The 14,216-nt window shown below is 46.7% G+C and carries 16 protein-coding genes; 12 read left to right on the forward strand and 4 right to left on the reverse strand.

Going from position 1 to position 14,216, the window contains the following annotated elements; all coding sequences use genetic code 11:
- The first annotated feature begins 16 nt into the window (after window positions 1-16).
- From MHI25_RS01515 to MHI25_RS01525, 3 genes are read left to right on the forward strand one after another with little or no spacing between them, the layout of a single operon-like run.
- Window positions 17-1,057, forward strand: coding sequence for an ABC transporter substrate-binding protein (locus MHI25_RS01515; RefSeq protein ID WP_340394843.1), 1,041 nt, complete (start codon window positions 17-19; stop codon window positions 1,055-1,057).
- Window positions 1,058-1,069: 12 nt separating this feature from the next.
- On the forward strand, window positions 1,070-1,846 hold the full coding sequence (locus tag MHI25_RS01520) for an ABC transporter ATP-binding protein (RefSeq protein WP_076186160.1): 777 nt from the start codon (window positions 1,070-1,072) through the stop codon (window positions 1,844-1,846).
- Between the two features lie 15 nt (window positions 1,847-1,861).
- On the forward strand, window positions 1,862-2,641 hold the full coding sequence (locus MHI25_RS01525) for an ABC transporter permease (RefSeq protein WP_036687327.1): 780 nt from the start codon (window positions 1,862-1,864) through the stop codon (window positions 2,639-2,641).
- A gap of 45 nt (window positions 2,642-2,686) precedes the next feature.
- Here the strand turns inward: MHI25_RS01525 and MHI25_RS01530 are convergent, their stop codons facing one another.
- Complete coding sequence (locus MHI25_RS01530; RefSeq protein ID WP_076127037.1) at window positions 2,687-3,454, reverse strand: hypothetical protein; 768 nt, start codon at window positions 3,452-3,454, stop codon at window positions 2,687-2,689.
- A gap of 279 nt (window positions 3,455-3,733) precedes the next feature.
- Between MHI25_RS01530 and MHI25_RS01535 the strand changes: the two genes are divergently transcribed.
- The 7 genes from MHI25_RS01535 to MHI25_RS01565 all read left to right on the forward strand — a co-directional run bounded on the left by MHI25_RS01535 (window position 3,734) and on the right by MHI25_RS01565 (window position 9,300).
- Window positions 3,734-4,846: an extracellular solute-binding protein gene (locus MHI25_RS01535; protein WP_340394844.1), complete on the forward strand. Its 1,113-nt coding sequence runs from the start codon at window positions 3,734-3,736 to the stop codon at window positions 4,844-4,846.
- A gap of 91 nt (window positions 4,847-4,937) precedes the next feature.
- Window positions 4,938-5,858, forward strand: coding sequence for an ABC transporter permease subunit (locus tag MHI25_RS01540; protein WP_248549155.1), 921 nt, complete (start codon window positions 4,938-4,940; stop codon window positions 5,856-5,858).
- On the forward strand, window positions 5,855-6,658 hold the full coding sequence (locus MHI25_RS01545; RefSeq protein ID WP_340394845.1) for an ABC transporter permease subunit: 804 nt from the start codon (window positions 5,855-5,857) through the stop codon (window positions 6,656-6,658). The genes MHI25_RS01540 and MHI25_RS01545 overlap by 4 nt, the downstream gene beginning before the upstream one ends.
- Window positions 6,655-7,698 carry an ABC transporter ATP-binding protein gene (locus MHI25_RS01550; protein ID WP_340394846.1) on the forward strand — a complete coding sequence of 348 codons (1,044 nt, stop codon included), beginning with the start codon at window positions 6,655-6,657 and terminating at the stop codon, window positions 7,696-7,698. Before MHI25_RS01545 ends, MHI25_RS01550 begins: the two co-directional genes overlap by 4 nt.
- A gap of 4 nt (window positions 7,699-7,702) precedes the next feature.
- Window positions 7,703-8,578, forward strand: coding sequence for an alkaline phosphatase family protein (locus MHI25_RS01555; RefSeq protein ID WP_340394847.1), 876 nt, complete (start codon window positions 7,703-7,705; stop codon window positions 8,576-8,578).
- A 57-nt stretch (window positions 8,579-8,635) separates the two neighbouring features.
- Window positions 8,636-8,953, forward strand: a complete 318-nt coding sequence (locus MHI25_RS01560) for a hypothetical protein (protein ID WP_036687337.1) — start codon at window positions 8,636-8,638, stop codon at window positions 8,951-8,953.
- Window positions 8,954-9,063: 110 nt separating this feature from the next.
- Window positions 9,064-9,300 carry a hypothetical protein gene (locus MHI25_RS01565; protein WP_036687339.1) on the forward strand — a complete coding sequence of 79 codons (237 nt, stop codon included), beginning with the start codon at window positions 9,064-9,066 and terminating at the stop codon, window positions 9,298-9,300.
- Window positions 9,301-9,408: 108 nt separating this feature from the next.
- Here MHI25_RS01565 and MHI25_RS01570 read toward each other — a convergent pair whose 3' ends face one another.
- From MHI25_RS01570 to MHI25_RS01580, 3 genes are read right to left on the reverse strand one after another with little or no spacing between them, the layout of a single operon-like run.
- Complete coding sequence (locus MHI25_RS01570) at window positions 9,409-10,488, reverse strand: mannose-1-phosphate guanylyltransferase (RefSeq protein WP_340394848.1); 1,080 nt, start codon at window positions 10,486-10,488, stop codon at window positions 9,409-9,411.
- Window positions 10,481-11,587, reverse strand: coding sequence for a glycosyltransferase (locus MHI25_RS01575; protein ID WP_248549152.1), 1,107 nt, complete (start codon window positions 11,585-11,587; stop codon window positions 10,481-10,483). The genes MHI25_RS01570 and MHI25_RS01575 overlap by 8 nt, the downstream gene beginning before the upstream one ends.
- The gene (locus tag MHI25_RS01580; protein ID WP_248549151.1) at window positions 11,587-12,768 is read right to left on the reverse strand and encodes a glycosyltransferase family 4 protein; all 1,182 of its coding nucleotides are present in this window, start codon (window positions 12,766-12,768) and stop codon (window positions 11,587-11,589) included. The genes MHI25_RS01575 and MHI25_RS01580 overlap by 1 nt, the downstream gene beginning before the upstream one ends.
- A 217-nt stretch (window positions 12,769-12,985) precedes the next feature.
- Here MHI25_RS01580 and MHI25_RS01585 point away from each other — a divergent pair, with 217 nt between their 5' ends.
- Window positions 12,986-13,282 (forward strand): helix-turn-helix transcriptional regulator, encoded by a 297-nt coding sequence (locus MHI25_RS01585; protein ID WP_051491502.1) that lies wholly within the window; start codon window positions 12,986-12,988, stop codon window positions 13,280-13,282.
- Complete coding sequence (locus MHI25_RS01590; RefSeq protein ID WP_340394849.1) at window positions 13,248-14,192, forward strand: DUF1861 family protein; 945 nt, start codon at window positions 13,248-13,250, stop codon at window positions 14,190-14,192. Before MHI25_RS01585 ends, MHI25_RS01590 begins: the two co-directional genes overlap by 35 nt.
- Window positions 14,193-14,216 lie beyond the last annotated feature (24 nt).

Here is a 14,216-nt window from a genome sequence, read left to right on the forward strand (position 1 = left end):
TGAGGAGATGTGTCGGTTGAAAAAATCATGGATCAGCTCAAGCTTTCTGCTCTTATCTTTATCAGTGGTTATCCTTTTATCGGGCTGCAGCTCCAAGGGCGACGCGGCTGCCTCTAATGCCGCTAAAGAGGAAGCGGCGAACAGCAAAGCAGAGACATTAAAGATAAAAATTGCTGACATCAATACGAATCCCACTTTTCGGGTGGCACTAGATAAAGGCATCTTTGCCAAACACGGGATTGACGCTGAACTGGTCAACTTTGGTTCCCCTGCGGAAGGTGTAAATGCCCTTTTTATTAAACAGGTGGATGTGGCTTTCGGGGCAGACTTCCCCTTGCTGAACGCAGTGGCGAAGGGCGATTATGCTATTATCGCCTCGGCGGGATTAGCGACTGATGAAGCGTCCACTGAATGGAAATTGTTCGTACAGGACGATATTCAGAAGGCTGAAGACTTGAAGGGGAAGAAGCTGAGTTTCATACGCGGTACCTTCATTCCGTACCTTTGGGATGAATATTTGAAAGAGCATAATGCTGCTCTCAGTGATGTGGAGTTGATAGGACAGGGTGCCTTTGATGAAGCTTATATCGCTTTGAAGCAAGGTGCTGTGGATGGAGCATGGTTTTATGGTTCGGTTCTGAATGATAAGCTCTACGCGCTTAAAGGTGTTCATGAACTGACAGATATGTCTAAAACCACGGTTCGATTGGGGATGGGGATTGTAACGGGAAATGATTTTGCGACTAAGAATCCGCAAGGTATAGCGAATTTCCTAGCAGCGGTGAATGAAGCCGGAGCCTATGCTCAGGCTCACCCAGATGAGGTTGCTGATCTGATGTATAAGGAAGTGAAGCAGCCTAAGGAATCAACGATAAAAGATCTGCCGAATAATCCGTGGGCACTAGGATTTACTCAAGCAGCGTATGACAGTTTGACCAAGCAAAAGAAATATATGGTCGACAACGGAATCATTGAGAAGGATTTTGATCTGGATAGTAAACTGAATCTCGAGCCGCTGGAGAAGGCATTGCCAGAAGAGGTTACGTACAAGAAATAGGGGGAGTTCAGCATGTCATTATCTGCTAAGCAGCATACCATTCATATTGAGCAGCTCCGTAAAAGCTACAGTGAACCGACTGCTGGGGACGTTCACTACATTATAAAAGATGTAGATCTCGTAATTAAAGGTGGCGAATTCTTCGTTCTGCTCGGGCCGAGTGGTTGCGGGAAATCAACACTGCTGAATATGATCGCCGGCTTTGTCTCCAAATCCGGTGGGCATCTACGGGTGGATAATGTAGAGGTGAATAAGCCCGGCAGAGATCGGGCGGTTGTGTTCCAGCAGGCTGATTCCTCCTTATTCCCTTGGTTAACCGTTCGTCAGAATGTGGAGTTCGGATTGCGGATGAAGAAAATCGCAAAGGTGGAACGGCATACAATATCGGATAGGTTCATCGGGCTTGTTGGGCTGAACGGGCATGAGGAGAAGTTCCCGAAGGAGCTGTCTGGGGGTATGAAGCAGCGTGTTCAGCTGGCTCGGGTGCTGGCGAATGATCCAGCGATTCTGCTGATGGATGAGCCATTTGGTGCACTGGATGCGATGACGCGCCGAACGATGCAGAAGGAATTGGTCAATATTTGGCGCCAGACACATAAGACGGTGATTTTTGTAACTCATGATATTCAGGAGGCGTTATTGCTGGGAGAACGAATTGGTATTATGTCAGTAGGACCGTCCTCTAATATTACGGATATTTATGACAATACACTTCCGTATCCGCGGGACGTAACCTCACCGGAATTCTACTCGTTATACAATCAAATTCAAGGTCATTTCGAAGAATAGGATAGGGTGAGACAGATGAGGAAATGGGTGGAGAAGAAGTGGGTTTCCGTAACCCTTCTATGGATTACCGCGCTCTGCGTCTGGCAGCTTGGAGCTGTAATCTATGGCCCCGATGTGATCCCCGGACCATGGAGTACACTTAAAGGCGGACGGGAGCTGCTGGAAGACGGAACCTTGCTGCAATATATCGGAATTAGCTTTTACCGGGTGCTCATTGGTTGGGTACTCGGCAGTTTACTGGCGATTCCCGTAGGACTAATCATTGGGAAGGTGAACTTGATCCGTATTTTTGCGGAGCCTTTCCTGAACTTTATCCGTTTTATCCCGCCGATTGCATTCATTACTTTGTTCCTAGTATGGTTTGGTATTGGGGAGCAGTCGAAGATTGCGTTAATTATGTACGCTACCTTTTTTATCGTGGTGCTGAATACTTTAACCGGTGTGATGTCCGTGGAAGAGGACAAAATCCGCTCAGCCCGCAGTATGGGCGCCAGTGAGTGGCAAATTCTGATTCATGTGGTCGTTCCGGCGACGATCCCTTATATTTTTACGGGTATCCGGTTAGCGATGGGCACCTCATATATGGCGATTATCGGCGCGGAAATGATTGCTTCGAACGAAGGTGTAGGTTATCTGATCTGGAATTCCCGGTTGTTTTTCCGTACGGATTGGATCTTTGTCGGGTTATTCTGCCTTGGCTTTATGGGCTTCTTTACGGATCGGCTTTTTGGCTGGTTCGGTAAGAAGGTGCTTTACAGATACGGTGTTGTCAGTGTGGCAGCGCGTAGACGGTAGTTATATTCATACATGTAAAACTGCCTGGAAATGTCGGGCAGTTTTTTACTTGGACTGAAGTTTATACGAATATTTTTTGTCATTGTAATTAAATTGGATGGAATCCAGTGATGAGGGATTAAGAGAATAATCATTTATTTTTTCTTTGTTGCCAGTCAGAAGATTATAAATATAAACTTCGTAACTATAGCTACCATCTGCATTTCCAGGAAGTATGGAAACCGATAGATAAAGTTTTTCTTTTTCATCAACTGCATAACTATAAAATTTACCTCCAGATGAATGGAATTGAGCAATTTCTTTATTAGATGTTGGATCGTCTACTTTCATCACCCAAGCTTGTTCTCGTATCGGCTGAGCTCCATCAGTGAAAATGGAAAAGGTATGATAGAGGATATAATCATCTAATCCAAAAACGCCGCTAACCACCAGAACAGCATCGCCATCATTTAAAGGTAACGTCAATAGCTTCTTGGACTTTTCTACAGCTAGTGATTTTTCATTAGGAGAACTTAAATAGAAAGTGAATGGCTCTGTTGGAAAATAAAATGGATTTGCTTCTGTTCCAGGGGCAATGTTCATTTTTGGGGCTGGCAACCATACGATACCGGCAGAGGTTTTGACAGCGTAGTTGTATTGTTCTGTATTCTGATCACGTAATGGGAGGGTGTAAAGATCACTGTTTATTTGAATGATTTTATTACTTGTATCTGGCGTGTTATTTTTAGGAGGAGTAGCTGCATTGTTGCAAGCTGAGATAAGCAAAGTACATAGAAATAAACCTGTTACCATCTGAATTTTTGTAAACAGCATTTTTCAAGCTCCTCTGAGGGTCATTTCTTATTATGAATAAATACTACTATACATCAGTAAAGTTCTATTTTAGTGTAATTAATGTAATTATTTTCATAAAAACATTTCTAAGGGAAACGGCGGTCATCTAAAAAAGACGACAGGTCGTTTCTTTTTATTTACAAATATTCCTATTCTCCTTAATGCCGCGAAAATAGTACACGCCTATACTGCAATTGGGTGCCTAACAGTTGGAGCATAAAGAGCCCGCAAATAAGAAATAGGAGTGAAGGGGAAATCATGAAAAAAGGGATCAACAATCAATTATCGATGGGTCTAATGTTATCCTTGCTCGTCCTGTTGCTTGCTGCTTGTGGAAATTCGGCCAAGGCTGAAGAAACAACGAATGGAAAGGCTGGCACCAAAGAATTAAGTCTGACTGAGATCGAGAGTAAAGCTAAAGAAGAGGGCAGTATCATCAGTGTAGGAATGCCGGATTCCTGGGCGAACTGGAAAGATACATGGAGTGATATGAACAGTAAGTATGGTCTTACACATTCGGATACCGATATGTCGAGCGCGGAGGAAATTGCCAAGTTTGATGCGGAAAAAGACAAACCAACGGCCGACATCGGAGATGTGGGGATTGCGTTTGGATCGGTTGCCGTGGATAAAGGGGTAACCCAGCCTTATAAAACATCCTACTGGGATGAAATCCCCGATTGGGCTAAGGATAAGGACGGGAATTGGATCGTCGGCTATCAAGGCACCATTTCTTTTCTGACTAACACTAAGCTCGTGGCGAATCCACCGAAGAGCTGGGAAGATCTGAAGAACGGTAACTACAAAATCATCGTTGGTGATGTAACCAAGGCTGCTCAAGCACAGATGGCTGTATTGGCCGCAGCAATTGCCTTTGGTGGCGATGAGTCGAACATTGAACCGGGGATTGCTTTTTTCGAGGATTTAGCTAAAAAAGGACGTCTCTCCAATGCAGAAGCTTCCCTTGCCAACATTGAAAAAGGGGAAGTAGAAGTTACCCTGCTGTGGGATTTCAACGCTTTGAACTATAGAGACCAGATCAACAAAGATGGCTTCGCAGTAGCCATTCCTCAGGAAGGCAGTGTCGTGAGCGGGTATGCCACGATCATCAACAAATATGCGCCGCATCCTAACGCGGCGAAGCTTACACGCCAATACATCCTTAGCGATGAAGGACAGATTAATCTTGCCAAAGGTTACGCTCGTCCGATCCGTGACAGTGTAACGTTGCCGGATGATGTTGCAGCTAAGCTACTGCCAAAAGAGGAATATGTTAACGCTAAGCCTGTTGGTGATTACAAGGTATGGGAAGAGACGGCAAAAACCATTCCTCAATTGTGGCAGGAACGTGTGCTTGTACATTTGAATTAGTATTCATTTCTCCCCAAAAAAGAAGCAGGGCGCCTTCGTCATGATGCCGTAAGGCGCCTTTGTTCTATTCCCGCGACAAGGAGCGAGTAAGATGAAACAAAGAAGCCGCGGTGTGATCCTGGCACTTATTCCATTTGCACTAATGGTGTTAGCCTTTCAACTGGTACCTATACTATCCATGCTGACGGGAAGCTTTCGCACAGCGGATGGAACGGGATTTACGTTAGGCAATTATCTGCATGCGTTGCAAAGTGCCTATTACATGCAGGCGATTAAGAACAGTCTGCTAATCTCCATAATCTCAAGTCTGATAGGGATCATTGTCGGGCTTTTTTGTGCTTATTGCATTACCCGGTTTACCCCGAGAGTACGCGATAGACTTCTGATGCTGTCGAATATGACCTCTAACTTCGCAGGTGTTCCGCTGGCTTTTGCTTATATCATTTTGCTCGGAAATAATGGGGTGTTTACACTCTTATTTAAACAGTGGGGCTGGAGTGTTTTTGCCGATTTTGATCTATATAGCTGGTCAGGTCTAATACTGGTGTATGTATACTTTCAGGTTCCGTTAGCCTTACTGCTTTTGTACCCGTCCTTTTACGGAATTCGTGAGCAGTGGAGAGAGGCAGCGTCCTTACTGGGGGCTGGGCCTTGGCAGTTCTGGAAGACGATAGGCCTGCCTATTCTAACTCCAGCGATCTTCGGCACACTTGGAATTCTTTTTGCTAATGCAATGGGGGCTTATGCCACGGCTTACGCATTGGTTGGCGGAAATTACAATCTGTTGGCGGTACGTATCGGTTCACTGGTTGCCGGAGATGTGGTTACACAGCCACAAATGGGGAGTACGCTTGCTGTTCTGCTTGGTCTGACTACGATTTTGGCGGTTTATCTGAACCATTTAATGGTGCGGCGTGCGGAGAGGTTCGGAACGAAAGCACTCAGTAAACCGGATGTGAAAATCAAAGCTTCCCGGCGTTTATGGACAGCTCGTGAGGAGGCAGGGCAATGAATATACGTAAAGCAGGCTTTGCTCCACGCACCTTCATGCTGCTGCTCATGGTGTATTTGCTGCTTCCTCTTTTGGCAACGGGTATTTATGCTTTTGCACAAGATTGGCAGAATACCTTGCTGCCCCGAGCTTGGACGCTGAATTGGTTTGGGGAAATGTTTGAGGATATTCGCTTTCTGGAGGCGCTTTGGATCTCGCTTTATTTATGCCTGATCAGCGTGGTGCTGAGTCTAGCTGTGATGCTGCCAGCTGTTTTTGTCATCACCCTCTATTTTCCGCGTTGGGAGAGCTTTATGAAAGGTATTGTTGTTTTGCCTTATGCGGTGCCTGGTGTTGTGGCTGCGGTAGGTCTTATTCGTACCTATTCTTCTGGTCCTTTTGATATCGCTGGAACAGCGTATTTATTGGTGGGTGCATATTTTGTGGTCATCCTTCCCTATATGTATCAGGGCATTCGCAATAGTCTGTTAACGGTTAATGCCGTAGAACTGCTGCATGCTGCGGAGCTGCTTGGTGCCCGCCGAAGAACGGCCTTCGTGAATGTGATTTTGCCTAATATATGGCCTGGGGTTATCGTCTCTACACTGTTATCATTTTCAGTTCTATTCGGCGAATTTGTCCTTACGAACATGTTAGTTGGCGGACATATTCAGACGATTCAGGTATATCTATATCAAAGGGTTGGTGAAAGTGGACATTTAGCCAGCGCGATTGCGATCTCTTATTTTCTGTTTATTCTAATTCTTTCGATGGTACTCATGAAGCTCGGTAAAAAGATGGGGGGAGGTATTAAGGGATGAATGATTATCTAAAGCTGCAGGCTGTACGCAAAATGTTTGGGAATACCTGTGTGTTAGACAATGTTGATTTGGAGATCCGTGAAGGTGAACTTGTGACACTGCTAGGCCCCTCCGGTTGTGGAAAAAGCACATTGCTACGCTGCATAGCCGGTCTTTCAGAGCTGGATGGCGGCAGAATTCTTTTGGAAAATAAAGATCTGGGAAGTTTGCCGCCCCGTAAGCGCGAGGTAGGAATGGTGTTTCAGTCTTATGCCTTGTTCCCTAATCTGACGGTGAGCCAAAATATTGAGTATGGAATGAAAATGCGGGGGTTATCGAAATCAGCCCGCCATCATCGCTGCGCGGAATTGTTGGCATTGGTCGATCTGGAGGATAAACGGGATGTATATCCGCAGTCCCTCTCCGGTGGACAGCAGCAGCGGGTAGCGCTAGCTCGTTCTCTAGCGGTGCAGCCCAAAGTATTGCTGCTGGATGAACCCTTAAGCGCACTAGATGCTAAGATACGCAAGAATTTACGTGCTGAAATTCGTGATATCCAAAAAAGGTTTAACATGACGACACTATTCGTGACGCATGATCAGGAGGAAGCGCTGATTCTTTCTGACCGCATCTGTATTATGAACGGTGGCCGGATTGTGCAGGATGGCACACCTGAGGGGTTGTACTCCGCACCACGGACAGAGTTCGTTGCCCGGTTTATGGGCAGTTACAATGTATTGACCCGATCAGAAGTGATGACGTTGTTCCGGGGGATAGATAGCACGAAGGACCGCTTTGCTATTCGGCCTGAGGCGGTTACGCTGCTGCATGAGGGTGCGGGACTTCACGAGGTTGCTGCCGGAGTGCAACTGGTGGATGGCATCATTAAATCTGTCTCCGTGTTGGGCAATATTATTAGGTGTACGGTAGAGGTAGAAGACATTTGCTTAACGGTTGATCTTTTAAATGACGGACGCTGGCTGAGGCTGGTGGAAGGGGCTAACGTCACCTTGGCTCTGAACCCTTCTGAGCTGCTGCATCTGGAACGAGAGGGAGCGTAATAAGATGACTGAAATGAACAATAAACTTATTGTGGTAGTGTTGGACGGACTTAGATATGAGGCCGCACGTGAATATATGGGGTATATGGAGCATTTGGTGGAGCAGGGGAAAATATCATGTCACCGAGTGAAGTCGGAATTGCCTAGTCTGTCACGCCCGCTTTATGAAGTGCTCTTGACGGGGACACCTGTGACCGAAAATGGAATTACGGCTAACCATATTGTGAGACCAAGCCATGAAGAGAGCGTATTCCATCTGGCAGTGGCCGCTAATTTGCGTACAGCTGCTGTCGCCTATCATTGGGTCAGTGAGCTTTATAATTCGGCCCCTTTTGATCCGCTGGCTGATCGCCATCAGCACAATGTGATGAAGCCCATTCAGCATGGCAGCTTTTATTTCGAGGATCACTATCCCGACAGTCATGTGTTTGCCGACGCTGTGTATTTACGGAGTGCCTATGATCCGCATTTCCTATACATTCACTCCATGAATATAGATGACGCCGGGCATCGTTATGGCGGCGAGAGTAAAGAATATGAGCTTTCAGTGCGTAATGCCGACGGTCTGCTGGCCACTGTTTTGCCTATTTGGATGGAACAGGGCTATAAGATTATGATTACGGCAGATCACGGAATGAACGCAAATGGGTACCACGGCGGGATAACCCCTTCCGAGCGAAATGTGCCATTATATACGTTTGGGGTAGATGTATTATCTTCAGAAAAAGAGGAAGAAATGCTGCCACAGCTGCGAATGGCTCCTTTAATGTGCCACTGTTTGGGGCTGGCCCCTTCGGCAGCAATGAGCAAGGAGGGCTTGCCTCCACTTGTGCAGAAGCAATCTCATGACAAAGTGGAAGAACCTTTGCCGTTGGTATGAAATAAAATAATTAGCACGAGAAAAATCATATATTTTACCCAATTAGGAGGTTGTCTATTGAGCGCTTCTAAAGCTATGAAATGGATTACGGGTTCCTGTGAAATTATTTTGGCAATTCCAATTCTGGGTGCTGCTATTGTTATTGGCACGGGGTATTCCGTTCTGGGGTTGATGTTTATTCTACATGTGATTACATTGATTTTATCTTCAAGAGACCGTGAGTCTATCTACGGTTCAGTGCTAGGAATTATAACTTCTTTATTGGCATGGATTCCTTTTGTAGGCTGGTTCTTGCACTTAATTACTGGGATTCTGTTGATGGTGAGTGGAGGACAGAAGTCCCGTTATCCGTCGAACCATATCTATCCACAATGATGTAAATTGACTTCAATACAGCCCAATTCGGACGTTTGTCCGATTGGGCTGTATTCATGTTATAATGAGGGCACATTTTAGCAGTAAGCACAGAGAGGAGGCGCATCCATATGGAAATAACCGCACAAGAAGTAGCAGAATGGATGGTGAAGGAGATTCGTTTTACGGGTACCTTGCATCAGACGGCGGCGATTGAATATGTGAAAGAGAATTTTGGAGAACAATTTGTATTTGTGAATGAGAACGGCAATGCCTCACTCTCCAAAGAAGTGAAGAAAGCTTTCCGGAAACTCCATGGCGGGAGAATTGCTTGGGATCGAGACGGGTTCTTGTGGGCTTGGACCTAGGTTTGGCGCTTAAAAAACATTTATAAACTGTTCAACTTCTTATATAATGAGATGAAAAACGGACCATGCATGTACTGCAATGGCCCGTCTTTTTGCATTCTTTGTTAGTTAGATATATTCTGTCATTCCCTGTTCCTTTAGAAGCTCCACGATATCTTTGACTGACTGCGCTTTGTCCTTGGGACAGATTAATAGTGCATCCCCAGTATCCGCAATGATGAACCCGTCTACACCAATGGTCGTGATCAGTCTGCCATTTCCATAGATGATTGAATTATGGGTATCCATCCCCACATGATTTGCTTTTATAATGTTGCCTGCATCATCCGGAGGGAAGATTGAACCCAGTGCATCCCAGCTGCCGATATCATTCCAGCCAAATTGCCCGGAAAGCACGACAACTTCATCAGAGCGTTCTAAAATGCCGTAATCAATCGAAATATTCTGAAGCGTTGGATAGATGGCATTAATAACTTCCTCTTCCTGATCTGTACCCAAACAATCACTGATGGGCAGCATGGTTTTGTAGAGTCGAGGTAGATAACGTTTGAAATTATCAATAATGACAGAGGTCTGCCAAATAAAAATCCCACTATTCCATAGATAATTACCGGATGCCAGATAACTCTGTGCATTCTGAAAGTTTGGTTTCTCTACAAATTCATCTACATCATATACAGCCACTGGGCTTGTCGCAATCGGCGTCTTGTCAAAGGCAATATAGCCGTAGCCAGTAGATGGGAAAGTAGGCTTGATTCCGATGGTTACTATTTTGTCTGACTCCATGGCAACAGTACAGGCTTCGTCTAGTGTAAGACGGAATTGTTCCTCATCCGTTATATAGTGATCGGAAGGCAGGACGACCATTAAGGAATTGCCATGAGATTTCTCTATAGATAATGCTGCAAAAAGAATGCTAGCGGCTGTATTTCGCGCCACAGGTTCAATTAGAATATTAGCTTTGAGAACGCTGCTGTGCATAATACTCTCCAACAATACTGCTTGGGTACGATTAGTAACGATAACTGTATTCTCCTGAGGAATAATCCCTTTGAAGCGTTCAATCGTATCGTTTAGCATAATGTCGTTGCCACTAATATTCAGCAGCTGCTTTGGGATTTCTTGTCTGGACAGGGGCCAAAACCGTGTTCCGCCCCCGCCGGCTAGGATCGTAGCATATTTATTCATGATGCATCACCAACCGGGCAATTGTGAAGGATATAATGCTCTCCGAGCCTTGGTTCAGGTTGAGCCCCGCGGCATGGATGCCGTCATAACAAGCACCAGTCTGCGGATCGATCAGAGGGATTGCCAAGGAATTATGCCCTAGATACCAGTTGTAGCATAATTCTGCCTGCGCAAGATAGGCGGGGTCCTCAAGAACAACAGCTGCTTCCCGGCAGGCCAGCAGCATCTCGCAGGCTTCAATGGGCTGTTCATCATAGGGTGCAGCCAGCCCATCACGCAGCAGCCAGCCATGGCTGCCGATCGGTTTATAGTAACCTTTGCTGGAGAAGGTGGTGGAAGCTAGGAAATCCAGGCTTTCCTTGGCGGTCTCCCGCAGGTCTTTATTCCCGGAGATCAGGAAGGCCCGAAGCAGAGCCCAGGGCAGCATGGAATTGCCATAAGTGATGCTGTCCTCGAACCAATTCCAGCCGTGCCCCTTATAGCGGGTATATTGATTATGCAGCCGAACCGCAATATTTTCGATCAGACTCTCAATGGTTGCCCTTGGCAGAAAGGCGGCTTCTTCGGTCGTGTTTTCAGTATGCGGGTATGGAAAAGCATAACCTAATGAGCCCGGTGCTTCGGTAAGATAACTTAGGCCGATGATGGCATAGGCTCCAGCCCGAGGTGAGCCCAAGGCTTCCAGATGCGGCAGTGCCTGATTGATCAAATACCGGCAGGTATTCATCAGGTTATCGGGCAGGGAAGCAGCATGCGACAGGGCGAACCCGAGTGCCCACAAGGTACGTCCCTGGCAATCTTCAGAACCTTTATCCTCTATAAAGGAGCGGTTATAATCCATGAAATTGCGAAAATTGCCGTCCGCTGTCTGGGAATGATAGATAAAAGAGATATACGTATGAATGAGATCGAGTGCCACGGCATCCCGGGAATTCTCGTACATTAAGACCGCAGCAATCAGGGCGCGGGCGTTATCATCGGTAGTGTAGCCCTTGGAACGGTCCGGAACCCCAAACTTGGTATGCTGAAAGATTCCTGTATCGTCCGTGATTCTGCGGAGATAGCCTGGTTTAGCCTGTACTGTGGTGGAGGTTTCCATTAAATCACGCTCCGATCAGCGGACGCCGAGCTCTGGATATGGCTGTGGAACAAGGCGGCATAGATTTTGGCGATTTCGTTCCAGCGCATAGTGAGCCCGAGCTTCAACGTACGGTCTTCCATCGTTTGCACCAGGGCGGGGCTATTCAGCAAGCGCAAAATGCAGGCTTCCAAGGAAGCAGAATCATGAAAATCAGCCAGTAGACCGCGGCCTTCTGCCAACATTTCCTGGGCGTAGCGGTAAGGGGTCGACACGATGACCCGGCCATAACCGACTCCGTAGGCCAGGGTGCCGCTGACGGCCTGATCCTTACCCAGATAAGGAGTCACATAGATATCTGACATGACCAAGGACTCTATTACTTCTTCTTGGGTCAGCAACTTATCGACGAATTGGACATTGTTCTGCAGGTCAAACATTTCTACGAGGTCCGTCAGTTTCTGGCGGTAAACTTCGCCGGATTCCAGCTTAACGACCGGATGGGTCTTGCCCCAGACAATGTAAAGTGCTTCGGGATGTCGCTTGACCACGCCGCGCATGGCTTCGATGCTGTATTCAATCCCTTTGCCGGGACTGAGGAAGCCGAAGGTGGAGAGGATTTTGCGGTCTGGATAACCGTATTGTGCTTTGAGGCTGGAGCGTGAAGCTGTGCTCACTTGAGGGACACCGTGATGGATGAATGTGATTTTGGAAACTGGGATCTCATAAATAGTAGATAAATCAGTAAGGGTTGATTCCGCCATCGTCACGACCTGCACGCTACGCTCGGCCAGACATCGGATGATCTGATGCTGCTTAGGGGAGGGCTTGGTCAACACTGTGTGAAAAACAACAACATACGGAATGTTCAAACGATCGACAAAGGGCAGCAGGTATTCACCGCTTTCTCCGCCGTAGATGCCAAATTCATGTTGGATGACCAACAAATCGGCATCAGAATTGTTGAGGAAATCGGCCGTATCTATATAATCTGCGTAATTATGCTGGTCGATCTGCCGTATTACCTGCTGATCGTAAGCGTAGGTTTCATTGTTGTTTATGGCAATAATCCGGGGCGGGTTGAAGCCGGGAAGGTGGATAAGTTCATCTAGCAGATCCTGTGTGAACGTGGCGATACCGCACTCTCGCGGCAGACTGGTTCCCAGGAACACGATGTTGTGATTACGGACTGTATTTTTCATTCAAAGAGCCTCCCTAATGGTCTTGCGATTGGTCTGGATACAAAAAAAGAAAATAAAGAAGACTTTATTTTCTGAATAGGGAAAGGTATTTGTTTTTTCTGAAATTAGAAATGTTGCAAATTATTTCCTAATCCCACTGTAACATGACCGTTTTATCTTGTCAATTCGATTGACGCCTTGGGGTTAGTGCGGATATATTATTGGAGGAGGTGTAGGAATGCCAGTCATACGCAGTAAACTGAGTGAGGTCATGGAGAGGCATGATCCGAAATTATCGATCCGCAAGCTTGCTAAAGAGATCAATTACCATTTTGATTCGGTACGCCGAATGTATAAGAATGAGATGGTGCAGTATCCAAGGGATCTGTTGCTAAAATTATGTGTATACTTTAATGTCCAGCCCGGCGAGCTGATTGCCATGGATGCGGAAGACAACGATTGGGTGATCGATCGTTCAAATGATTACGAGGAGGACGGCGATGACAAGGAACCCGGCACGGACAGCCACCTGTAAGCAGCTTCTGGATACATATCATGCCGGACGCGGTACAACCACTGTAAATAAAATGACGTTCACGGGTGTTGGGCACCGGGATGTCTATAATATAACCGCCCCGTTTATGTATAACGGGGAAGAGGTACTAATGGGAAGAGTTGAGGAACGGGACAGTGAGTTCTCTCAAGTCTTCTTTTTTACATGCCATGATGGGGTTTGGAGACCTCGTGCGCATACGCATACGTACAATTTACAGGACCCGTGCTGGACCCGGATCAGGGGGGAACTTATTGTGGGCGGGGTGGAAGTGATTACGGCAGCGGATGATCCGCACCGGATTGTCTCCTGGGTGACCCAGTTCTACCGGGGATATCACATCGATTCTTTGACCCACTTTTCTTCAGGTCCCGGCACGATGAAGGATATCCGACTTATCGAGCTTGATAATGGCAGTGTAGGCGTATTTACCCGGCCGCAGGGCGAGCGGGGTGGGCGGGGGCAGATTGGGTTCACAGTGATTCCTTCGCTGGACGAACTAAATGAGCAGACCTTCATTGATGCCGAGGTTTTACATGATCAATTCGTGCCCGAAGAGTGGGGGGGAGCCAATGAAGCTCATCTGCTGCGGGGTGGAATGGTGGGCGTATTGGGCCACATTGCTTGCTTCGATAGTGCCGGAAACAAACACTATTATGCCATGGCTTTTTCGCTGAATCCTGAGACTTATAAGGCAACTTCGGTCAAAATAATAGCAGTCCGCAGTGATTTTCCGGCGGGCCCGGGCAAGCGCAAAGAACTGGAGGATGTCATCTTCAGTGGTGGCTTGAAACGTCTTGGAGGAGGCCGGGCGGTATTGTCTGTAGGGGTGAGTGACGCAGAAGCATATCAGATTGAAATCGCAGACCCATTTGACGAATATGAATCCTAGCGTTCTTCCAGTAAGTTTGACTAG

This window comes from Paenibacillus sp. FSL E2-0177, assembly GCF_037992975.1.
GTDB classification, from domain to species: domain Bacteria; phylum Bacillota; class Bacilli; order Paenibacillales; family Paenibacillaceae; genus Paenibacillus_AQ; species Paenibacillus_AQ odorifer.